The sequence below is a fragment of the Rhizobium laguerreae genome (genome assembly GCF_002008165.1).
Lineage (GTDB): Bacteria > Pseudomonadota > Alphaproteobacteria > Rhizobiales > Rhizobiaceae > Rhizobium > Rhizobium laguerreae.
The window spans coordinates 22,129-45,577 of sequence record NZ_MRDM01000017.1; the positions used below are offsets into that span (position 1 = coordinate 22,129).

At 61.8% G+C, this 23,449-nt stretch carries 19 protein-coding genes; 18 read left to right on the forward strand and 1 reads right to left on the reverse strand.

Features of this window, described 5'->3' with window-relative positions:
• Positions 1-67 precede the first annotated feature (67 nt).
• From araG to BS630_RS24200, 9 genes are all read left to right on the forward strand, one after another.
• Positions 68-1,573: an L-arabinose ABC transporter ATP-binding protein AraG gene (gene araG, locus BS630_RS24155; RefSeq protein ID WP_077979411.1), complete on the forward strand. Its 1,506-nt coding sequence runs from the start codon at positions 68-70 to the stop codon at positions 1,571-1,573.
• A gap of 17 nt (positions 1,574-1,590) precedes the next feature.
• Complete coding sequence (araH, locus tag BS630_RS24160) at positions 1,591-2,541, forward strand: L-arabinose ABC transporter permease AraH (protein WP_077979412.1); 951 nt, start codon at positions 1,591-1,593, stop codon at positions 2,539-2,541.
• Positions 2,538-3,428 carry an aldose 1-epimerase gene (locus BS630_RS24165; protein ID WP_077979413.1) on the forward strand — a complete coding sequence of 297 codons (891 nt, stop codon included), beginning with the start codon at positions 2,538-2,540 and terminating at the stop codon, positions 3,426-3,428. The genes araH and BS630_RS24165 overlap by 4 nt, the downstream gene beginning before the upstream one ends.
• Positions 3,429-4,208 (forward strand): SDR family oxidoreductase, encoded by a 780-nt coding sequence (locus tag BS630_RS24170; RefSeq protein WP_077979414.1) that lies wholly within the window; start codon positions 3,429-3,431, stop codon positions 4,206-4,208.
• Positions 4,209-4,418: 210 nt separating this feature from the next.
• A complete protein-coding gene (locus BS630_RS24180; RefSeq protein WP_017962203.1) occupies positions 4,419-4,850 on the forward strand; it encodes an OsmC family protein in 432 nt (143 codons plus the stop codon).
• Between the two features lie 222 nt (positions 4,851-5,072).
• Complete coding sequence (locus BS630_RS24185) at positions 5,073-5,681, forward strand: TetR/AcrR family transcriptional regulator (protein WP_025396116.1); 609 nt, start codon at positions 5,073-5,075, stop codon at positions 5,679-5,681.
• A gap of 48 nt (positions 5,682-5,729) precedes the next feature.
• A complete protein-coding gene (locus tag BS630_RS24190) occupies positions 5,730-6,869 on the forward strand; it encodes an efflux RND transporter periplasmic adaptor subunit (protein ID WP_077979415.1) in 1,140 nt (379 codons plus the stop codon).
• Between the two features lie 26 nt (positions 6,870-6,895).
• Positions 6,896-10,039 carry an efflux RND transporter permease subunit gene (locus BS630_RS24195; RefSeq protein WP_077979416.1) on the forward strand — a complete coding sequence of 1,048 codons (3,144 nt, stop codon included), beginning with the start codon at positions 6,896-6,898 and terminating at the stop codon, positions 10,037-10,039.
• 228 nt (positions 10,040-10,267) lie between these two features.
• Positions 10,268-12,178, forward strand: a complete 1,911-nt coding sequence (locus BS630_RS24200; protein ID WP_077979417.1) for a beta-N-acetylhexosaminidase — start codon at positions 10,268-10,270, stop codon at positions 12,176-12,178.
• On the opposite strand, the gene BS630_RS24205 is transcribed toward BS630_RS24200, so the two are convergent.
• Positions 12,175-13,092 (reverse strand): ROK family protein, encoded by a 918-nt coding sequence (locus BS630_RS24205; protein WP_077979418.1) that lies wholly within the window; start codon positions 13,090-13,092, stop codon positions 12,175-12,177. The genes BS630_RS24200 and BS630_RS24205 overlap by 4 nt on opposite strands.
• Positions 13,093-13,495: 403 nt before the next feature.
• Between BS630_RS24205 and BS630_RS24210 the strand changes: the two genes are divergently transcribed.
• From BS630_RS24210 to BS630_RS24250, 9 genes are all read left to right on the forward strand, one after another.
• Positions 13,496-14,065, forward strand: a complete 570-nt coding sequence (locus BS630_RS24210; protein ID WP_244735656.1) for an exopolysaccharide biosynthesis protein — start codon at positions 13,496-13,498, stop codon at positions 14,063-14,065.
• Between the two features lie 164 nt (positions 14,066-14,229).
• The gene (locus BS630_RS24215; RefSeq protein ID WP_077979419.1) at positions 14,230-15,183 is read left to right on the forward strand and encodes a sugar-binding transcriptional regulator; all 954 of its coding nucleotides are present in this window, start codon (positions 14,230-14,232) and stop codon (positions 15,181-15,183) included.
• Between the two features lie 146 nt (positions 15,184-15,329).
• Positions 15,330-16,640, forward strand: a complete 1,311-nt coding sequence (locus BS630_RS24220; RefSeq protein WP_077979420.1) for an ABC transporter substrate-binding protein — start codon at positions 15,330-15,332, stop codon at positions 16,638-16,640.
• 139 nt (positions 16,641-16,779) lie between these two features.
• A complete protein-coding gene (locus BS630_RS24225) occupies positions 16,780-17,652 on the forward strand; it encodes a carbohydrate ABC transporter permease (protein WP_017989489.1) in 873 nt (290 codons plus the stop codon).
• A 1-nt stretch (position 17,653) separates the two neighbouring features.
• Positions 17,654-18,484 carry a carbohydrate ABC transporter permease gene (locus BS630_RS24230; protein WP_017962194.1) on the forward strand — a complete coding sequence of 277 codons (831 nt, stop codon included), beginning with the start codon at positions 17,654-17,656 and terminating at the stop codon, positions 18,482-18,484.
• An 18-nt stretch (positions 18,485-18,502) separates the two neighbouring features.
• Positions 18,503-19,501, forward strand: coding sequence for an ABC transporter ATP-binding protein (locus BS630_RS24235; RefSeq protein WP_064650896.1), 999 nt, complete (start codon positions 18,503-18,505; stop codon positions 19,499-19,501).
• 84 nt (positions 19,502-19,585) lie between these two features.
• Positions 19,586-21,067, forward strand: coding sequence for a mannitol dehydrogenase family protein (locus BS630_RS24240; protein ID WP_077979421.1), 1,482 nt, complete (start codon positions 19,586-19,588; stop codon positions 21,065-21,067).
• Between the two features lie 96 nt (positions 21,068-21,163).
• A complete protein-coding gene (locus tag BS630_RS24245; RefSeq protein WP_077979422.1) occupies positions 21,164-21,853 on the forward strand; it encodes an HAD family hydrolase in 690 nt (229 codons plus the stop codon).
• The gene (locus BS630_RS24250) at positions 21,853-23,436 is read left to right on the forward strand and encodes an FGGY-family carbohydrate kinase (protein WP_077979423.1); all 1,584 of its coding nucleotides are present in this window, start codon (positions 21,853-21,855) and stop codon (positions 23,434-23,436) included. The genes BS630_RS24245 and BS630_RS24250 overlap by 1 nt, the downstream gene beginning before the upstream one ends.
• Positions 23,437-23,449: the final 13 nt, after the last annotated feature.

A 23,449-nucleotide genomic window follows, 5' to 3' on the forward strand; every position in this document is an offset into this window, starting at 1 on the left:
TCCTTCCAAGATGATATCGTCCGGCGGCCGCTCAGCGTGCCGTCGGGTCTTTCTCGACGGAGCGATGATGGCTTTCCTCGAATTCAGCAATATCTCCAAGGGTTATCCCGGCGTGCAGGCGCTGGCGAATGTTTCCTTCACGGTCGAGAAGGGCGCCGTCCACGGCCTGATGGGCGAAAACGGCGCGGGTAAATCGACGCTGATCCGGGTACTGTCAGGCGATCAGGCCGCCGATGCCGGCAACATCCTCGTCGACGGCAAGGAGCAGAAATACGCGTCCGTCCGCGACGCCTTCCATGCCGGCGTCATCGTCATCCATCAGGAACTGCAGCTCGTTCCGGAGTTGACCGTCGCCGAAAATCTCTGGCTCGGACGCTTTCCGGCCAAGGGCGGCGTCATCCATTCGAAGGCGCTGATCGAGACGGTGCGGTCGAAGCTCGAAGAGATCGGCATCGATGTCGATTCGTCGGCCAAGGTCGCCTCGCTTTCGATCGGTGCGCGGCAGATGGTCGAGATCGCCAAGGCCGTCATGCTCGATGCACGGGTGATTGCGCTCGACGAGCCGACCTCCTCGCTTTCCTCGCGCGAAAGCGAAATCCTGTTTTCGCTCATCGACAGGCTGAAGGCGCAGGGAACGGTCATTCTCTACGTCTCGCATCGTCTCGACGAGATCTTCCGTCTTTGCGACAGCCTGACCGTGCTACGCGACGGCAAGCTCGCCGCCCACCATCCTCAGATCGCCGAAACCACGCGCGAACAGATCATTTCGGAAATGGTCGGACGCGAGATCAGCAATGTCTGGGGATGGCGCGAACGTCCGCTCGGCGACGTCCGGCTGGAGGTCAAGGGCCTGTCGGGGCCGAGGCTGCGCCATCCGATCAGCTTTTCGGTCCGCCAGGGCGAAATCCTCGGCTTCTTCGGCCTGATCGGCGCCGGCCGCAGCGACATGGCGCGGCTGCTTTACGGAGCCGATGCCAGGCATCAGGGCCAGGTGACGATCGATGGCGTTGCCGTTTCGCCGAATAATCCGAAGGCGGCGATCAATGCCGGAATGGTGCTCTGCCCCGAGGACCGCAAGTTCGACGGCATCATCCAAGGGCGATCAATCGAGGAGAATATCGCGATCTCATCGCGCCGGCATTTTTCGCCTTTCGGCATTCTGAGCCCGAGACGAGAGGCGGCGCTGGCAGATCGGTTCATCGCCAAGCTTCGGGTGCGGACGCCGTCGCGCAAGCAGGACATCATCAACCTTTCGGGCGGCAACCAGCAGAAGGTCATTCTCGGCCGCTGGCTGTCCGAGCAGGGGATCAAGGTCCTCGTCATCGACGAGCCGACGCGGGGCATCGACGTCGGAGCGAAATCGGAAATCTATGAAATCCTCTACGAGCTTGCGGCCGGCGGCATGGCGATCGTGGTGATATCAAGCGAGTTGCCCGAAGTCATGGGCATCTCCGATCGCATCATGGTGATGTGCCAGGGCAGGGTGGCGGCCAATGTCGCCCGCCAGGATTTCGACGAGCGCAACATCCTGACGGCAGCACTTCCCGACAAGAACGCCGCAGGCACCCTTTAGGACCAGGAATACGGACGATGAATTCGTTGAAAAAAATTCTTCTTGGCGAACAGGGGCTGGTGGTGATCTTTGCTGCCGCCTTCGTGATCGTCTCGCTCTTCGTTCCGAACTTCCTGACCGAGCGAAACATGCTGGGGCTGCTACAGTCGGTCGTCACGATCGGCATCGTCGCCTGCACGATGATGTTCTGCCTGGCCTCGCGCGATTTCGATCTTTCGGTTGGATCGATCGTCGCCTTCTCCGGCATGATCGCGGTGATGGTCTCGAATGCGACAGGCTCCATTCCCGTCGGGCTGCTCGCCGCCCTGCTGTGCGGCGCCGTCGTCGGTTTCGTCAATGGTATCGTCATTGCGCGGTTCCGCATCAATGCGCTGATTACCACGCTTGCGACCATGCAGATTGTGCGCGGGCTGGCGCTGATCGCGTCCGATGGCCGCGCCGTCGGCATCAATGATCCCGATTTCTACCAGCTTGCCCTGTCGCGATTTCTGACTGTGCCGACGCCCATCTGGATCATGCTGATCCTTTTCATACTCTTTGGTTTCGTGCTCAACCGCACCGTCTTCGGCAAGAACACCCTGGCAATCGGCGGCAATCCCGAGGCCTCGCGGCTTGCCGGCGTCAATGTCGTCAACATGCGGGTCTGGATCTTTGCGCTGCAGGGGCTTGTCTGCGGCATTGCCGGCATCCTGCTTGCCTCGCGCATCACCTCCGGCCAGCCGAATGCGGCGACAGGGCTTGAGCTTTCGGTGATTTCTGCCTGCGTCCTCGGCGGCGTTTCGCTGGCCGGCGGCCGGGCGGCAATGAGCGGCGTCATTGTCGGCGTGCTGATCATGGGCATTGCCGAAAACGTCATGAACCTCTTGAATATCCAGGCGTTCTATCAGTATGTGGTCCGCGGGCTGATCCTGTTGATCGCAGTGTTGCTCGACAATTTGAGGTCTTCGGCTGCGGGACGGCGCGGATGAACCAGGAACAAACCGGCGATGACATCGAACTGAGGCACGGCGATCTTGCCGTTCGGGTCAGCCGTCGGGGTGCGGCCGTCACCGCCGCGACCTATCGAGGCGTGCCCTTTCTCGTGGCGGCTGGCGGGCCGGATGGAGCGATGGCGAATTTCGCGATGGTGCCGTTTGGCAACCGCGTGGAAGGCAATACCATGTCCTTTGCCGGACGCGACTATGCCTTCCGGCCGAATACTTCCGATCCGCTCTATCGGCACGGCGACGGCTGGCTCAGCCTCTGGCAGCTTGAAGACTCCAGCCCGGAGCATGCGCAATTCTGCTTTTCCCGCAGCGCCGACAGGGTTTCACCTTATGCCTATCTCACCCGGCAGGAGATCCGTCTCGCCGGCGATGCGCTGGTGCTGACACTTTCCGTGGAAAACCGCGGCGAAGCCGCCCTTCCTTTCGGGCTCGGTCAACATCCCTTCTTTGCGCGCACGCCAAAGACGCGGCTGACGATTGCGGCCGATCGCTATTGGAGCGAGCGGCCGGACCACCTGCCGGAGATGCCTGGCCCTGTGCCGGGTTATTTCGATTTCAGATCCGAAAAGCTTTTGCCGCAGAGATGGATGAACAATGCCTTCGAGGGTTGGAATGGGCGAGCTGCGATCGCCTGGCCGGAACTTGGAATTCAGACGGCGCTGGAAGCCGGTGGTGCGCTCGATCGCTTCATGCTGTATATGCCGGTCAACCGGAGCGACTTCTTCTGCCTCGAGCCGATGAGCCACCTGCCGAACGGCCATCACCTTCCTGATTTCGGTGGGCTCGCGCCACTTGCGCCGGGGGAGGATCTTGCCGGCACGGTGACGATCCTGATGTCGGCGCTGCCGGTTCGGTCGGAGGAGGGATAGATGGGCGGCCGTCTGCAAGGCAAGAACATCCTGATAACAGGTGCTGCGCAGGGTATCGGCCTTGCGATCGCGAAGGCTTTCCTGCGGGAGGATGCCGCCGTCTTTCTCGTCGATCGCGATGCGGCGCTGCTGGCGCAGGCGGCAAAAGAGCTTCAGAGCGGTGGCGGCCGGCTTGGTTATCTGCCGGCCGATATTACCGATACCGGCACGATCACCACATTGGTCGCCCAGGCGAATGAAGAAATCGGACAGCTGAACGCGCTCGTCAACAATGCCGGGGTCAATGTCTTCGCCGAACCGCTCGAGACGACGGACGAGGAATGGAACCGCTGCTTCGACATCAATCTCAAGGGCGCATGGAACTGCTGCAAGGCGGTGCTGCCGGGCCTGATCGAACAGGGCGGCGGCGTCATCCTCAACATCGCCTCGACGCACGCTTTCACCATCATCCCGCATACATTTCCCTATCCGCTGGCCAAACACGCCCTGCTCGGAATGACGAAATCCTTGGGGCTCGAATATGCCGCCCGCAATATCCGCGTGAATGCGCTGGCGCCGGGCTACGTCTCGACGCAGAAGGTGATCGATTACTGGAACGGCTTCCCTGATCCGAAGGCGGCAAAGGCCGAGACGATGAAACTGCATCCCGGCGGGCGCATCGCGACACCGGAGGAGATCGCCATGGCGGCCGTTTTCATGATTTCCGACGAGTGCCCGTTCATCAATGCCACCTGCCTGACAATCGACGGCGGCCTCAGCGTCCTGCAGCATCCCGTTTGAACGGGCTTCGACCCCGGCAATTTTTACATGCCTGTCGTCTTCTCGGCATAGAGCATTATATTGCCCATCGGGAAGGCTATCTGATCTCCCGCAGGCACAGAGCGGCGCCCTGCCGCTTTCTGGAAACAGTTGGAGCATGATGTTGTCCGAAAACCGCGCACACTTTTCGGCATCATGCTCTGAAAGCACAATCGAAAACAGGAGGACGGCATGCAGATCAATCGCACGGCTTCGGCCCATTGGACCGGTGGCCTCAAGGACGGCAAAGGCCTGATCTCGACGCAGAGCGGCGCCCTGAAGGACTATCCCTACGGCTTTGCAAGCCGCTTCGAAGGCATCCCCGGCACCAACCCGGAAGAGCTGATAGGTGCCGCCCATGCCGGCTGCTTCACGATGGCGCTGTCGTTGATCCTCGGGGAAGCCGGCTTTACCGCCGAGCATATGGAAACCTCCGCCAAGGTGACGCTCGAAAGCGTCGAGGGCGGCTTCGCCATCACCGCCATCCATCTCTCACTCTCCGGCCGTATTCCCGGTGCCGATGAAGCGACCTTCACCGAACTTGCCAACAAGGCGAAAGCCGGCTGCCCGGTTTCCAAGGCTCTCGCATCCGTTCCGATCACACTCGACGTCAAGGTCGTCTGACTCGTCACTCCATCAACGAAGTGCCGCGCGCTTGTCGCCGCGGCGCTTTGTATTTGGTGCACCCATTGTCGGCGCCCCTTATTCCAGCTCGAGTTGTTGCTTCCGCCGGACTGCCCTCGTTTCGCAAAGCCTTATGTTGCGCGACAGTTGACAAATAACGCCTGATATTTTACGACTGACGAAATTCGAAAATCGTCAGTCGTAATTCAGGTCCCGAAGCTTATGAACGACATCGCGGAAAATACGCTGGACATTGCGCGGCAGGAGAATGTCACGCGCATTCTTGATGCGGCCGAGCGGCTGTTTCGGCACTATGGCTACAGCAAGACGACGGTGGCCGATATTGCCCGCGATCTCGGCATGTCGCCGGCCAATATCTATCGTTTCTTCGCCTCCAAGGTGGAAATCCACCAGGCGCTCTGCGGGCGTATGCTCGCGACTGCCTATCAAATCGCCTACGACATCCGTCATCAGCCGATCAGCGCCAGCGAGCGGCTGCGCCGCTATGTCGAGACCCAGCATCAGTTGACGCTTGATCTGATGCTTGACGAGATGAAGGTGCACGAGATGATCGTGGTCGCCATCGAGCGCGACTGGCATGTCATCGAAAAACACATCGATCGTGTTCATGACCTGATCGCCGAAATCATCGCCGAAGGCATTGCAGCCGGGGAATTTGCCGAGCAGGACCCGGTCGTTGCCTCGCGCTGCTTCGGCGCGGCGACGATCAATCTCTGCCATCCGCAGATGGTGGCGCAATGTCTTGCCAAAACCAACCGCGCGAGCGTCGACGAACTGATCAATTATGTGATCAGGGCGCTGAAGAAATAATGGGCGGCAGCCGCCGTCGAATCCCGAAACAATCCAGGAGTGCGGAAGATGTTTTCGCTCAAGACCCTCAGCCATCGCATGCCGTCCGTCGCCAGTCTCATACTCGTCGGCGCCATCGGCATCGGCGTTTCCGCCTGCTCGGAAGAGAAGGCTGAGGTCAAGCAAGTCATCCGGCCGGTGAAGGTCGTCGAGATCGCCAAGGCCGGCGACACCCGCAAGCTCGACTATTCGGGCTCGGTCAAGGCGCGCACGGAGATGAACCTCGGATTTCGCGTCGCCGGCAAGATCACCGAACGCCTCGTCGATATCGGCGACAAGGTGAAGCCGGGCGACGTGCTCGCTCGGATGGACTCCACCGATTACCAGTTGGCGGTCAAGACGGCGGAAGCCAATCTCGCAGCCGCTGAAAAAGGCGTGGAAACCGCCGATCTCGTGAACAAGCGCAATCAGCAGCTGTTCGACAAGAATGTTTCGCCGAAATCCCAGCTGGAGCAAGCGTCGCTCAGTTACGATCAGGCCGTTTCAAGCCGCGATGCCGCCGTCTCGGCGCTCGATCAGGCGAAGAACCAGGTGAGTTATGCGGAGCTGAAGGCCGACCACAACGGGATTGTCACGACGATCAATGCCGATGTCGGCCAGGTCGTTGCGTCGGGCACTCCCGTCGTCGCCGTTGCCGTCGACGGCGAAAAGGAAGTGCAGATCGCCGTTCCGGAAAACGACATTGCCGAATTCAAGCCGGGCAAAACAGTCAAGGCAAGCTTCTGGGCCGACGACAGGCTGGTGCTCGACGGCAAGGTGCGGGAGGTTTCCGGAAGCGCCGACCAGCAGTCGCGTACCTTTGCGGTCCGCGTGAGCCTGCCGAACGATCCGCGCGTCTTGCTCGGCATGACGGCGACGATCGAGGCCGACGTCAGCAATAGCAACAGCTATGTCTCGATCCCGCTCAGCGCACTGGCTGAAAAGGACGGCAAGCAGATGGTCTGGACCGTCGACCGCGACACGGCGACCGTGCATGGCCGCGACATCAAGGTCGCCGATTTCACCGGCGACGGCGTGCATGTGACTGAGGGTCTCGATACCGGCGATCTCGTCGTTTCAGCCGGCACGCAGTTCATGAGCGAAAACCTGAAGGTGAAGGTGCCGGACCAGCAGTCGGCCCTGGCTGCCACGGACCAGACCGTCCGCTGAACGCGCGATAAAGAGAGAACAGGACCATGGAAGCCACCACCGAAAAGCGGCCCTTCAATCTGTCGCGCTGGGCGATCGGACATCCGAGCATCGCCCGCTTCCTCTTCGGACTGATCATCATCACCGGCGTGCTCGGCCTGATGCGCATGGGCCAGCGCGAGGACCCCGAATTCACCTTCCGCGTCATGGTCGTTCAGGCGATCTGGCCGGGCGCTTCCATTCAGGAAATGGAAGATCAGGTCGTCAACAAGATCGAGCGCAAGCTGCAGGAAACACCGCATATCGACTGGGTCAAGTCCTATACGCGTGCAGGCAGCGCGATCATCACCCTGCAGGTCAAGGGCGACACGAATTCGGAAGAAGTGGCGGATGCCTTCTACCAGGTACGCAAGAAGGTCGGCGACATATCCAGCGAGCTGCCGCAGGGCCTGCTCGGCCCCTATTTCAACGACGAGTTCGGCGACACCTTCATCACACTGCATTCGATCAGCGGCGACGGTTATTCCTATCCGGAACTGAAGAAATTCGCGATCCAGGCGCGCGACATGCTGCTGACGACGCCGGGCGTCGAGAAAGCCGTCATCATCGGCGACCAGCCTGAGAAGATCTATATCGACGTCTCATCCAAGGCGCTCGCCGAGCGCGGCCTGACGATCCTCGATCTGCAGAACGCCATCAAGGGCCAAAACAATGTCGATCCGGCCGGCTCGGTCGATACCGGCCTGCGCTCGGTGCGCATCTCGGTCGAAGGCGACGTGAAGAAGGCGGCCGATATCCGCGAGCTGCGCCTTCGCGCCGGCGGCCAGGTGACGCGCCTCGGCGATATCGCCACCGTCAGTCCCGGTCTCGAAGATCCCTACCAGCGCAAGTACCGTTTCAACGGCCACGACAGCGTTCAGGTCGGCGTCGTGATGGCCAAGGGCTTCAATGTGACCGATGTCGGCAAGGGCGTAGAGGCGACCTATCAGCGTTTCGAAGAGGCGCTGCCCTACGGCGTCGCCGTCGATCAGATCGCCAACCAGCCCGACGTGGTGACGGATGCGGTCCGCGAATTCATGCATGCGCTCGGCGAAGCTCTCATCATCGTGCTGGTCGTCTCGTTCGTGTCGATCGGCTGGCGATCGGGTCTCGTCATCGCCATCGCCATTCCACTGGTGCTCGCAGCCACTTTTGCGCTGATGTACGAACTCGGCATCGACCTGCAGCGCATCTCGCTCGGCGCGCTGATCATCGCGCTCGGCCTGCTTGTCGACGATGCGATGATCGTCGTCGAGATGATGGAGCGAAAGCTGGAGGAGGGGCTCGTCAAGATCGAGGCGGCAAGCTTTGCCTATTCCTCGACCGCCTTCCCGATGCTGACCGGCACGCTGATCACCACGGCCGGCTTCATTCCCGTCGGCTTCGCCGCCTCGACGGCCGGCGAATATGTGCGGTCTCTGTTCTACGTCGTCGGCATCGCGCTCGTCACCTCGTGGTTCGTCGCGGTCTACTTCACGCCGTGGCTCGGCTATATGATCCTCAAGCAGCGCCATCACGCTGGCGAGCATCACGACGCCTTCGACACCGGCTTCTACCGTCGGCTGCGCAGCACGGTCGGCTGGGCGGTGCGCCACCGCGTCATCGTGCTGCTGCTGACGCTTGGCACCTTCGTCACCAGCCTCTGGGCCTTCCAGTTCATTCCGCAGAATTTCTTCCCGCAATCTTCGCGGCCGGAAATTCTCGTCGATCTCTGGCTGCCCGAGGGCACCAGCATCAAGGAAGTCGAGGTGCAGGCAAAGGCGCTGGAAGCCAAGATGATGGATGATCCCGACAAGCGGTTCATCGCCACCTATATCGGCGAAGGCGCGCCGCGTTTCTTCCTGCCGCTCGACCAGCAGCTGCGCAATCCGAACTTCGCTCAGCTGCTCGTCATGGCCAATGACGAACCGGCACGCGAGCGGCTGATCGTCAGGCTGCGGACGATCCTTGCGGAAGACTTCCCCGATATTCGCGGCAAGGTCGACCGCCTCTTCCTCGGTCCGCCGACCGGCTGGCCGGTGCAGATGCGCGTCATGGGGCCCGACCGCCAGGAAGTCAGGGAGATCGCCGATCAGGTAAAGGCGCGCTTCCAGGCCAATCCGATGCTCGGCGCCATCCATGACGACTGGCTGGAAGAGGTGCCGGGGATGAAGCTGGTGATCGACCAGGACCGCGCCCGGGCACTCGGCGTCACCTCGCAGCGCGTGCGCCAGATGCTGCAGACCGCCATGTCGGGGGCTGCGCTCGACGATTTCCGCGACGGCGAGGAGACGGTCTCGATCGTCGCCCGCGAGCCGGATGCCAGCCGCTCGCTGCTGTCGGCGGTCAACTCGGTCTATGTGCCGACGGATTTCGGCGGCTTCGTGCCTGTCTCGCAGGTCGCCAAGGTCGTGCCCGTCATGGAGCAGGGCATCGAATGGCGGCGCAACCGCCTGCCGACGATCACCGTGCGCGCCACGCTGCCTGACGATGTGCAGGCGAACGATGTGGTGATGAAGATGTATGCCGACATGAAGGACCTGCGCGACAGCCTGCCTGCCGGCTACAATGTCGAGATCCAGGGCGGCGCCGAGGATGCGGCGGAAAGCCAGATGTCGATTGCCGCCAAGGCGCCGATCATGCTCGCCGTCATCATCGTGCTGCTGATGGTGCAGCTGCAGCATTTCGGCAAGGCAATGCTGGTGCTCGCCACCGGTCCGCTCGGCATCATCGGTGCGGCTGCCGCATTGCTGATCAGCGGCGCGCCCTTCGGCTTCGTGGCGATCCTCGGGGTCATCGCGCTGCTCGGCATCATCATGCGCAACTCGATCATCCTGGTCGATCAGATCGACCAGGATATCAAGGCCGGCATGCACCGGCAGGAGGCGATCGTCGGCGCGGCCGTGCGGCGTTTCCGGCCGATCATGCTGACGGCGCTGACCGCCGTGCTGGCGCTGATCCCGATCTCGCGCGGTGTCTTCTGGGGTCCGCTCGCCTACGCCATGATGGGCGGCATCCTGGTTGCGACCGTGCTCACCATTCTGGTTCTGCCCGCCGGTTACGCCCTTTTCTTCGGCCGGGAGCCGAAGAAAAAGGACGAGCCAGGCCAGCATGCCGACGCCATCCAGGAAGAGGCGGATGACAGACATCCGCCGGCGTTGGCAGCAGAGTGAGGACGGCGCGGCGCAAGCCGCGCCGTTTTCCTTGCAGGCCACAGCTTCCTCATCAGAGAGCGTTTCTGCTTAGCCCCGGCTCGGCAGCCAGCCTTTGAACGGGTCATTGCTGTCCGCTCCGCACCCGGGCGCCGATTTCAATGCCGCCTTGAAAAAGCTAAGCTGCGAAAGAATGCCGGGGGACCAACTGCGATCCCGGCCCACTCAGCGACGAGGCAGGGCACGACCATGGCCGATCACCATCTGGACGCAAGCTGGAGCCCGATTGAGGGCAGTTTCGGGCGCCTCACCTTCATGCTTTTCAATCTTTCGACCGAACCGCTGTCCGGCTTCTCACTCGCCTATACGTCAGAGACGCGGGTTGCCGACAAACAAGTCTGCGACGGCGGCAGCCTGAAGCGGCGGGTCGCGCATTTCCACGAATTCCTGCCGCCCGAGGGGCTGAGCGTGCCGCCCGGCGGGCGCTGGCGGTTCACCGTCGAGGGGCTGACCAGGGCGCCGAAACATACGACATCGGGCGTCAAATCGGCCTATCTTACACTTGGCGACGGACGCCACGTTCCTGTTGGTTTCGGCGATCTCATGCTCGAAGGCCGGGATGGTGGCGTAGCTCCGGCGCTTCTGCCGCCGGGCCGGGCCGAGGAACCCTATTCGCTGCTGCCCTGGCCGCTGGCGCTCGGGCTGAAGGCTGGAGAGCTGCCGGTCGTCCTTTATCCGGTTGCGCGGACGCGGGCCGATGCGGTCAAGGCACTCTCGCTGGTTCTTGCGCTTTACCAGCGGCTCTACCCGGCCGACAATATGCCGTTTTCCCTCAGTGCCGTCGAAGGTGGGCGGGCCATTCGTTTCGTCACCGAATCGTCGATCGCCGCCTTTGCCTACGAATTGCGCTTTACGGCGCATGAGATCGTGCTTTCGAGTGCGGGTGACGCCGGGCGGCATTACGGGCTGATCAGCCTGGCGCAACTGCTGCACGGTGCCCGCGCCGATCGCGAGCGCTTCAAATTTCCCAATTTCGGCACGATAGCCGACCAGCCGCGTTATGACTGGCGCGGCTGCCATCTCGATGTGTCCAGGCAGTTCTATCCAGTGACAGACGTCATGCGGCTGATCGATATTCTCGCCTGGAACAAGCTCAACATCTTTCACTGGCATCTGACGGACGACGAAGCATGGCGGCTGGAGATCAAGGCCTATCCCGCGCTGACGGAGATCGGCGCCCGGCGCGGGCCGGATGAAGTGCTCGTGCCGCAGCTTGGCGACGGAGCGCAAACGCGCGCCGGCCACTACACGCAGGAGGACGCCAGCCGGATCGTTGCGCATGCAGCCTCGCTGCATATCGAAGTGGTGCCGGAAATCGATATTCCAGGCCACAGCATGGCGACGCTGTTCTCACTGCCCGAGCTTGTCGACGGGCAGGAGGCGCCGGACAGTTACCGCTCGGTGCAGGGTTATCCGAACAACGCCCTCAATCCGGCGGTGGAATTCACCTATGAATTTCTCGGCAAGGTGTTCGACGAGATGGTGACGCTGTTTCCCGGCGAATATCTCCATATCGGCGGCGACGAAGTGGCGCATGGCGCCTGGCTTGCCTCGCCGCTCTGCAAGGCACTGATGGAGCGGGAGAAACTTGCCGGCACTGCCGAGCTGCAATCTTATTTCCTGAAACGTATCAAGGCCATGCTGTCGGAGCGCGGCAAGAAACTCGTCGGCTGGAACGAGGTCTCGCACGGCGGCGGTGTCGACCGCGACGGCACGCTGCTGATGGCCTGGGAAAAGCCCGCCGTCGGCATCGAGCTCGCGCAGGAAGGTTACGACGTGGTGATGACGCCGGGGCAAGCCTATTATCTCGACATGGCGCAGGCCGAGGCCTGGGCCGAGCCCGGCGCCAGCTGGGCGGGCTACGCGCCGCCGGAATATACCTACGCTTACGAGGCCGAGGGCGAGCTGCCGGAGGCGCTGCAGGAAAAGATCCGCGGTATCCAGGCCTGCATCTGGACCGAAAATTTCCTTTCCCGCGCCTATTTCAACCGGCTGGTTTTTCCGCGGCTCCCGGCAATCGCCGAGGCTGCCTGGACGCCTTCTGCACGCAAGGACTGGGATCGATTCGCCGCGATCGTCCGGATGTGGCCGGTGCTTTAAAGAGCCGCGGCTTCCGCCTTCAGCCCCAAAAGTGCCGCGCCGATCAGGCCGGGTTCGATGCGGCATTCGCTGCGCACTACCAGTGGGCGGTCGAACTTGCGCAGGATGCGGGCGCGCACGGCGTGGTCGAGCTCAGCAAGCAGCGGCTCGACATTGGAAAGCCCGCCGCCGACCGGCACGATGGTCGCGCCGGTGATATTGATCGTCAGCGCTAAGGGCGAGGCGACGAGATCGACATAGACGTCGATCGTCCGTGTCGCCTTCTCCTCTCCATGGCCCCACTGGGCGATGATCTCCTCGCTGGCAAGGTCGAGATCGTGCAACGTCTTGTGTAGGCGCTCCAGGCCGCGGGCGCCGCCCACGGTGTCGACGCAGCCCCTCTGGCCGCAGCCGCAGGCATAGGCGGGAATGGCGACGGGGGGATTGCCGGCTGCCGATGCGATGATCGGCCCGTGACCCCATTCGCCGGCAAATCCGCCGGCCTCGTTGACGAGGCGTCCATCGGCAACCAAGCCGCCGCCGACGCCGGTGCCGAGGATGGCGCCGAAGACGATGCGGTGCCCGCGGCCGGCGCCGAGACCGGCTTCGGCCATGGCGAAACAGTCGGCGTCGTTGGCGATCAGCACCGGCACGCCGAGCTCGGCTTCGAGGTCGGCTGCGAGTGCGCGGTTGTGGATGCAGGGAATATTGGCGCAGATCAGCCGCTGTGTATCGGGATCAACGACGCCGGCGATGGAAAGGACGATGCGGCTCGGTTGCTCACCGGTCTCGGCTATGACGCCGCGCAGGGTCTCGACGAAAGCGGCAAAATCATTGCTGGGCGTCGGGCGGCGGCCGAGGGGAAGGATGTCTGTCTCGGAGCGGGCGATGCCGCCTTTGATGGCGGAGCCGCCGATGTCGAATGAAATGATCATTGCCACTCTGCCGTTTCTCTGGTCTCCCGCGTCTGCTTGCATTATTGGTGTGGAATTTCAAGCGCTCATTCGGCGGTGGTGTCGCCGGCTTTATGGTCGTGCCCTGTGCCGCCCCCTGTTCTGCCGGACATCTCTCGCACGGGTGGGGAGATCGGATAGGCGGGACGGGTTTCCATCTTCCATTCCGTCATGGCAAGACGTTGGAGAAATCTGGTGAGCTTAAGCCTCCGATCGCAGCCGCAATTTCTAACCCCGCAAGTCATTCAATTGGCATATTGCATCGCCAGAATCCAGCCCTACACTTTCATCAACTGCCGGACCCACGACCATCGATACGAGAGAAAACAGTACCATCCGAAGAGCACGTCCCAAAGGCCGCCGCCTCTCATCCATTTTGCGACAGATGGCCGCCGATCAGAGCCGCGAACGGATCTCGATCGGCGATATATTCGACACGATGGGTGACAGGGCGATCAGCGCGTTGATGCTGATCTTCGCGTTGCCGAACGCCTTTCCCACTCCGCCAGGCACCTCGGCCGTGCTCGGGGCGCCCTTGGTCTTCCTGGCAGCGCAGCTGACCTTCGGGCTGAAACCCTGGCTACCGAAGGTGATTGCCAACCGTTCGATGCGGCGGGAGGATTTCGAGACCATTGTCGGCCGCATCCACCGCTGGCTCGCCTGGGCCGAGCGCATGTTGAAGCCGAGGCTTGCGATCTTCGCCGAACCGCCGGCGGAATATCTTGCCGGGGCGGCATGCCTGCTGCTGTCGATCGTGCTGCTGCTGCCGGTCCCGCTCGGCAATATCCTGCCGGCGGTCACGATCTCGGTCTTCGCGTTCGGGATCTTGGGCCGCGACGGGCTCTTCGCGCTCATCGGCTTCGTGATGACGGCCGTGTCGCTCGTCGTTGCCGGCGGGGTGATTTACGGTCTCGTGAAGGCGGGGATCTATCTCGTCGTGCAATGGTTTGCCTGAGTGGGTTTGCCCAAGCGGGATTTGCTTGCGTGACGGCGGTTATTTGGCGGGGCTCCTTGCAACAGGCTCGACATTTGCCGGAATTTTGTTTTGATCTGGCGCGATACAGACTCAAATCATGTTCGGCGGCGGCACGCCGGCTCATTTTGCGCGGTAGGCATTAGATGGTAAAAAGATCCGAGACCCCTGCACGGCTCGACGACGCGGCGCGTGCCGGCTGGCTCTATTACGTCGCCGGGCGTACGCAGGATGAAATCGCCGCTGCGATGGGCATCTCGCGGCAATCGGCGCAGCGGCTGGTGTCGTTGGCGGTCGCCGAGCGCCTGATCAAGGTGCGGCTCGATCATCCGATCGCCGCCTGCCTGGAGCTCGGCAGTCAGCTGCGTCGGAAATTCGGGCTGAAACATGTGGAGGTGGTGCCGAGCGATCCCACGTCGTCGTCGACGACGGTCGGTATCGCCGAGGCGGCCGCGGCCGAGATCGAGCGATGGCTGAAACGGGCCGAGCCGATCGTGCTTGCCATCGGGACCGGCCGCACGCTGAAGGCTGCCGTCGACCAGCTGCCGGCGATCGAATGTCCCAATCACCGCATCGTTTCGCTGACCGGCAATATCGCCCCGGACGGATCGGCCGCCTATTACAACGTCATTTTCAGCATGGCCGACGCCGTGAAGGCGCGGCACTATCCGATGCCGTTGCCGGTGCTCGTCACCTCGGCCGAGGAACGGGAGCTGCTGCATGGCCAACAGCTGGTGCGCTCGACGCTGAATATGAGCGCGCAAGCCGATGTCACCTTCGTCGGCATCGGCGAGCTCGGCATCGATGGGCCGCTCTGCGTCGACGGTTTTCTGGAGAAGGACGAGATGATGGAGCTGATGCGCGGGGGTGCCGTCGGCGAGATCTGCGGCTGGATCTTCGATGTCGACGGCAGGTTGATCGACAACCCGATCAACGAGCGCGTCGCGTCGGCGCCGATCCCGTCCCGCGACGCATCGATGGTCATTGGGCTGGCCAAGGGCAAGCGCAAATTCAAAGCGATCAGGGCTGCCGTTGTCGGCCATCAAATTAATGCTTTGATCACCGATGAAGAGACGGCTGAGTTTTTGCTCAGGAATTGAGCAAAAAATATTCTAATAAAATCAAATGGATGACTGTCGCCTTCGGCATCGCAGCAACGATTGTCGATTGACATTCTTTGTTGTTTGTTGAGTAATTGCCCATGAGCGAAGCGAATGCTCACACCCCATCTTCTGGGAGGAAGATTATGACATTGAGAACTTTTCTGCTGGGCGCCTGCTCAGCAATGGCGTTTGCCGGTATGGCTTCGGCCGAAACGTTGACGATTGCGACCGTGAATAACGGCGACATGATCCGGATGCAGAAGCTGACGGATGATTTCAAGGCGAAGAATCCCGGTATCGACCTTGAATGGGTAACCCTGGAAGAGAACGTACTGCGCCAGAAGGTCACGACCGACATCGCGACCAAAGGTGGCCAGTACGACGTCTTGACGATCGGCACTTATGAAGTTCCGATCTGGGCAAAGCAGGGCTGGCTGGTGCCGCTCGACAATCTCGGCGCCAATTACGACGTCGACGACCTGCTGCCGGCGATCCGCAGCGGCCTGACCATGGACGGCAAGCTTTATGCGGCGCCGTTTTACGGCGAAAGCTCGATGGTCATGTACCGCAAGGACCTGTTCGACGCTGCCGGCCTGAAGATGCCGGACGCCCCGACCTGGGACTTCATTGCCGACGCTGCCCGCAAGATCACCGACAAGGACAAGGAAGTCTACGGCATCTGCCTGCGCGGCAAGGCCGGCTGGGGCGAGAACATGGCATTCCTGACGGCGATGTCCAACTCCTTCGGCGCCCGCTGGTTCGACGAAAGCTGGAAGCCGCAGTTCGACCAGCCGGAATGGAAGGACACGCTCGACTTCTACGTCAAGCTGATGAAGGATGCCGGCCCTCCGGGCGCTTCCTCCAACGGCTTCAACGAGAACCTGGCGCTCTTCCAGACCGGCAAGTGCGGCATGTGGATCGATGCCACCGTTGCCGCATCCTTCGTCAGCAACCCGAAGGAATCGACCGTCGCCGACAAGGTCGGCTTTGCGCTCGCTCCCGACAAGGGTCTCGGCAAACGCGGCAACTGGCTGTGGGCCTGGAGCCTTGCCATCCCGGCAGGTTCGCAGAAGGCCGAAGCCGCCGAGAAGTTCGTCGCGTGGGCCACGAGCAAGGATTACACCAACCTCGTCGCCGAGAAGGACGGCTGGCTGAACGCACCTCCGGGCACCCGCGCCTCGCTCTATGCGAATGCGGAATACCAGAAGGCGGCTCCCTTCGCCAAGACGACGATCGACTCGATTAACTCGGCCGATCCAAGCAAGCCGACCGTCAAGCCGGTCCCCTATGTCGGCGTCCAGTTCGTGGCGATCCCGGAATTCCAGGGTATCGGCACGGCGATCGGTCAGCAGTTCTCGGCAGCCCTTGCCGGCCAGCTTTCGGTCGATCAGGCGTTGCAGAGCGCACAGCAGCTGGCCACCCGCGAAATGACCAAGGCCGGCTACATTAAATAAAACCTCCTGAGCAAGAGGCGGATCCTTGACAATCCGCCCCTCTGGGCCGCCGATTGCCCGAACTGCATCGGCGGCCGCTTTTTTCCAGACAAAGCTGCCTTGCGGCCGCTCCCCGCTTCAGTCCAGATCGGTGATTGCCATGGCAACCTTACATACCCGCTCCTCCGCGCGCCTGATGATTGCGCCCTCCGTGCTGCTGCTCTTTGCGTGGATGATTGTCCCGCTGGCGATGACGATCTATTTCTCGCTGCTGAACTACAATCTGCTCAGCCCCGGCATGGAAAGCTTCGTCGGTTTTCTGAATTATCAGTACTTCCTGACGGATCCGGCCTTCTTCGCCGCGCTGATCAACACGCTGCTGCTTGTCGCCGGCGTGTTGTTGATCACCGTCATCGGCGGCATCGCCTTTGCGCTGCTGCTCGACCAGCCGATGTACGGCCAGGGCATCGTGCGCATCCTGGTGATTGCGCCGTTCTTCGTCATGCCGACGGTGGCAGCACTCGTCTGGAAGAACATGTTCATGAACCCGGTCAACGGGTTGTTTGCCCATCTTGCCAAGGCGCTCGGCCTGCAGCCGATCGACTGGCTGGCCAATGCGCCGCTGTTTTCCGTCATTCTGATCGTCGCCTGGCAGTGGCTGCCGTTTGCCACCCTCATCATGCTGACGGCGCTGCAGTCGCTCGACGAGGAGCAGAAGGAAGCCTCCGAGATGGACGGCGCCGGGCCGATCTCGAAATTCATCTACATCATACTGCCGCACATGGCCCGTGCCATCACCGTGGTGATCCTGATCCAGACGATCTTCCTGCTTTCGGTCTTTGCCGAAATCCTCGTCACCACCAATGGCGGGCCGGGCACCGACAGCACCAACCTCACCTACCTCGTTTATGCCCAGGCGCTGCTGCAGTTCGATATCGGCGGCGCATCGGCCGGTGGGATCGTGGCTGTTATCCTCGCCAATATCGTCGCGATCTTCCTCGTGCGCCTCGTCGGCAAGAATCTGGAGGCTTGAGATGGCCAGAAAAGTCACAACCAAGCGCAAGCTCATCGTCACCGCGATCGCCTGGACGCTCGGTATCCTGATCTTCTTCCCGATTCTCTGGACGTTTCTCACCAGCTTCAAGTCGGAAGCCGACGCCATCGCCTCGCCGCCGCAGTTCCTGTTCTTCCACTGGACGACGGAGAACTACGCGGAGGTGCAGAGCCGGTCAAACTATCTCGGCCACTTCATGAACTCGGTAATCATCTCCTTCGGCTCGACGCTGATCGGCCTGATCATCGCCATTCCTGCCGCCTGGGCGATGGCGTTTTCGCCGACCAAGCGGACCAAGGACGTGCTGATGTGGATGCTGTCGACCAAGATGATGCCGCCGGTCGGCGCATTGATCCCGATCTATCTGATGTTCCGCAATTTCGGCCTGCTCGACACGCGCACCGGCCTGGTGATCGTGCTGACGCTGATCAACCTGCCGATCATCGTCTGGATGCTCTACACCTACTTCAAGGAAATCCCCGGCGAGATCCTCGAAGCTGCCCGCATGGACGGGGCGTCGCTTGCCAAGGAAATCATCTATGTGCTGACGCCGATGGCGGTGCCCGGCATTGCCTCGACGCTGCTCTTGAACATCATCCTTGCCTGGAACGAGGCGTTCTGGACGCTCAACCTCACCGCCTCGAAGGCAGCACCACTGACGGCCTTCATCGCCTCCTATTCCAGCCCCGAGGGCCTGTTCTACGCCAAGCTCTCGGCGGCATCGACGATGGCGATCGCGCCGATCCTGATCCTTGGCTGGTTCAGCCAGAAACAACTCGTCCGCGGCCTGACCTTCGGCGCTGTGAAATAACATAAAAGGGAGAGAAACATGGGCAGCATTACCCTTCAGAAGGTTTCCAAGGTCTTCGGCGAAGCCAAGGTCATCCCTTCGATCGATCTCGACATCAAGGACGGCGAGTTCGTCGTCTTCGTCGGCCCGTCGGGCTGCGGCAAGTCCACGCTGCTCCGGCTGATCGCCGGGCTCGAGGATGTCTCCGGCGGCAAGATCGTCATCGACGGCAGGGACGCCACCGAAAAGGCGCCGTCCGAGCGCGGCCTTGCCATGGTGTTCCAGTCCTATGCGCTTTATCCGCATATGAGCGTGCGCAACAACATCGCCTTCCCGCTGAAGATGGCGGGCATCGACAAGGCGGAGATCGACCGCAAGGTGAGCGATGCCGCCCGGGTGCTGAACCTTACCGACTATCTCGAGCGCAAGCCGCGCCAGCTGTCCGGGGGCCAGCGCCAGCGCGTGGCGATCGGCCGCGCCATCGTGCGCCAGCCTTCGGCCTTCCTGTTCGACGAACCGCTGTCGAACCTCGATGCCGCTCTCCGCGTCAACATGCGCCTCGAAATCAGCGAGTTGCATCAGCAGCTGAAGACGACGATGGTCTACGTCACCCACGATCAGGTCGAGGCGATGACCATGGCCGACAAGATCGTCGTCCTGAACCGGGGCAATATCGAGCAGGTCGGATCGCCGCTCGAACTCTACAGCCGTCCCCGCAACCTCTTCGTCGCCGGCTTCATCGGATCGCCGAAGATGAACTTCATCACCGGCCAAAACGCCGCCGCGCTCAACGCTCATACCATCGGCGTCCGGCCAGAACATGTGCTGCTGTCGATGGAGAGCGGCGACTGGAAGGGCAGGGTCGTGGTCGCCGAACATCTCGGTTCCGACACCTTCCTGCATATCGATGCTGATGGCATCGGCATGCTGACGGCGCGCGGAAGCGGCGATTTCGCCGCCAAAGCGGGCGATACGGTCTTCCTGACGCCGGACCGTTCGCGTATTCACAAATTCAACGAGGGCGGCCTTGCCATCTGAGGCAGGCGGCCGGGCTGGGGGCAGGCATGCGAGCCGGACGATATCGCCCGGCCGTCTCGGCAAGACCTTCAAGAGGACTGAAACATGACGTGCAAACTATCGCTGGCAACGCTTTCGGATGTGGCGCGCACTGCTGCCATCCCTGGATATGACAGGGCGTCGCTGAAAGCCGGCATCGTGCACTTCGGCGTCGGCAATTTCCACCGTGCCCATCAGGCGATCTATCTCGACGATCTCTTCAACGCCGGCACGGATCACGACTGGGCGATCGTCGGCGCCGGCGTGCTGCCGTCGGATGCCGCGATGCGCGAAAAGCTTGCGGCGCAGGATTTCCTGACGACGGTGGTCGAACAGGACAACAACAAGACGGCGGCGCGCGTCACCGCACCGATGATCGACATCCTGCCGGTCGGCGATGCCGTTGCGATCATCGCCAAGCTTGCCGATCCCGAGATCCGCATCGTTTCGATGACGATCACCGAGGGCGGTTATTTCATTGATGCATCAGGCACGTTCAATCCTGCCCATCCGGCGATCGCCGCAGACGGAGAAAACCCCAAGGCGCCGAAGACGGTGTTCGGCCTGATCGTTGCCGGCTTGAAGGCGCGCAAGGACAAGGGCATCGGCCCCTTCACCGTCATGTCCTGCGACAATATTCCCCATAATGGCATCGTCACCGCCAATGCCGTCGTCGGCACGGCGGCACTTTCGGACCCCGCCTTTGCCGACTGGATCCGGGTGAATGTCGCCTTCCCGAACGCCATGGTCGACCGCATCACGCCGGCGACCAGCCAGCGCGAGATCGATTTCCTCAGGGACAATTTCCAGATCGAGGACAGTTGGCCGGTCTATTGCGAGGAATTCAAGCAATGGGTGCTTGAGGATAAGTTCACCGCCGGCCGGCCGGCGCTGGAAAAGGTCGGCGTCACCTTCGTTGCCGATGTCACGCCTTACGAGCATATGAAGATCCGCATCCTCAACGGCGGACATGCCGCGATCGCCTATCCGGCGGCGTTGATGGACATTCATTACGTTCATGATTCCATGGAAGACCCGTTGATCCGCGCCTTCCTCGCCAAACTCGAGAAAGACGAAATCATCCCGATCGTGCCGCCGGTGCCGAACACGTCGCTGGCGGATTATTTTGCGCTGATCGAACATCGCCTGCTCAATCCGAAGATTGCCGACACCATTCCGCGGCTGGCGCAGGACGGCTCGAACCGCCAACCGAAATTCATCCTGCCGTCGACGCTCGACAATCTGCGTCAGGGCAGAGACGTGGTCGGTCTGGCGCTGGTTTCAGCACTCTGGTGCCGTTATTTCGCCGGCACGACCGACAGCGGCAAGGATATCGTCTTCAACGACGCGAGCGCAGAGCGCCTGCATGCGGCAGCGCTGAAAGCCAAGGACGATCCGTCGGCCTTCCTCGTCTTCGACGACATTTTCGGCGACGTGGCAAAATCCGAACTTTTCCGCAAGCGTTTCGCCCATGCTCTCAAAACCCTGTGGGAAAAGGGCACGCGAGAGACGCTGCAGCTCTATCTCGACGGCAAGCTCGCAGTGTAAGGAATCCGGATGGCGGTCTCTACTGCCGCCATTCATCCGGCCTTGCGAGTGGAGCGGGACGGTAAGCGTCCGAATTGAACTCAGGTTGGGTCTTGCATGGCTGATGCTGAAACACGGCTGGTGATCTTCGATTGCGATGGCGTACTCGTCGACAGCGAGCCGATCTCAATCAGCGTGCTCGTCGGGGCAATGAACGATCTCGGGGTCTCGATCACCGAGGACCAGGCCTATGAGCGTTTTCTCGGCCGCAGCCTGTCGACCCTCATCGATACGCTGGAAACCGAATTCAACGTCCATGCCGACGAGGAATTCCTCGAGCGTATCCGCATCGAACTCTACGCTCGTTTTCGCACGGAACTGAAGCCGATCGACGGTATCGCCGCGGCGATCGACGGGCTGGGCGTTCGCTGCTGCGTTGCCTCCTCCAGCCAGATGGAGCGAATCCGGTTGTCGCTGTCGGTGACCGGGCTTCTCGACAGGCTGCCCGACATCTTCAGCGCAACGATGGTCAAGCGCGGCAAGCCGGCGCCCGATCTCTTCCTGCATGCGGCGCGTGAAATGCAAGTCGAGCCGGCTCATTGCCTTGTCGTCGAAGACAGCCCGGCCGGCATTGCCGCCGCCAAGGCGGCAGGCATGACGGTCTTTGCTTTCACCGGTGGATCACACGCGAATTTCGCCGGATATCGTGCCGAACTCGACCGCCTTTCGCCGGAAGTGGTGTTTGACGCCATGCCGGATTTGATACACCTTGTCCGCGACCATAAGCTGGACGGGACCAAGACTTGATGCGTGATCATGTGGTTGCGGTGGATATCGGCACGGGCAGCGCGCGCGCCGGCGTCTTCGATGCACGCGGCCGTCTGCTCGCCAAGGCCGAGCATCCGATCGTGATGAACCGGCCGCGCGAAAACCATGCCGAGCATGATTCCGAAGACATCTGGTCGGCCGCCTGCACGGCGGTGCGCAGGGCGCTGGAGCAATCCGGCATCGCCGCCGCCTCGGTCGGAGCGATCGGCTTCGACGCCACATGTTCGCTCGTCGTCCGTGACCTCGAGGGTCGGCAGCTCAGCGTTTCCACAGGCGGCGAGAGGCGTTTCGACACGATCGTCTGGCTCGATCACCGGGCGCTGAAGGAAGCCGATTTCTGCACGGCGACCGGGCACAGGGTGCTCGAACATTCCGGCCAGGTGATGTCGCCGGAAATGGAAATGCCGAAGCTGATGTGGCTGAAGAAAAAGCTGCCCGTCACATGGGAAAAGGCCGGCTTCTTCTTCGATCTCGCCGATTTCATGACGTGGAAATCGACCGGATCGCCCGCCCGTTCGCGCTGCACGCTGACGGCGAAGTGGAATTATCTCGCCCATCTCGAAAAGGGCTGGCAGCAGGACTTCCTGGAGCGGATCGGCCTTGAGGACCTCCAGGCGCGCGGCCACCTGCCGGATGAGACCACGCCTGTCGGAGACAGCGTCGGCCGGCTGACTGAGGAAGCGGCGGAAGCGCTGGGGCTGACTGTGGACTGCCGCGTCGCTGCCGGGATGATCGACGCCTATGCCGGCGCACTCGGCGCGCTCGGCGGTTATGCCGCTGATCCTGTGAAACGCGAGCACCAGCTGGCGCTGATTGCCGGCACATCGAGCTGCATCGTTACCTTCTCGCGGGAGCGCAAGCCGAGCCATGGCATGTGGGGTCCCTATTACGAGGCTGTCTTCCCGCAATCCTGGCTGGTGGAGGCCGGGCAATCGGCGACCGGCGCGCTACTCGACCACATCGTTCGCATGCATGCGGCAGGCGGTGAGCCGACGGCGCCGCTGCATCAGAGGATCGTCGCGCGGATCGCCGAATTGCGGGCCGAGGAGGGCGATGCCTTCGGTGCGCGGATCTTCGTGCTGCCGGATTTCCATGGTAACCGCTCGCCGCTCGCCGATCCGCATGCGGTCGGCGTCGTCAGCGGACTGACGCTCGATACGTCCTTCGACGGGCTCTGCGCGCTTTATTGGCGCTCTGCGGTGGGGATTGCGCTCGGCATCCGCCATATCCTGGAAATGATGAAGGAATACGGCTACATGACCGATACGCTGCATATCGCCGGCGGGCACGTGAAAAACCCGGTACTGATGGAGCTTTATAGCGATGCGACCGGCTGTAAGGTCGTGGTGCCGAAGATGAACGAGGCGGTGCTGCTCGGTACCGCGATCGCAGCATCCGTCGCTTGTGGCTTGTACAAGGATCTGGCGGCGGCCGGCGAGGCGATGTATCCGGGCGCCGACGAACGGCTTCCCGACAAGGCGAAGCAGGCGCTCTACGACCGCGACTACCGCCGTCTTCTCGCCATGCACCGGCACCGCGTCGAATTGGAATCGATGCAATAGATTTTGGTTTTAC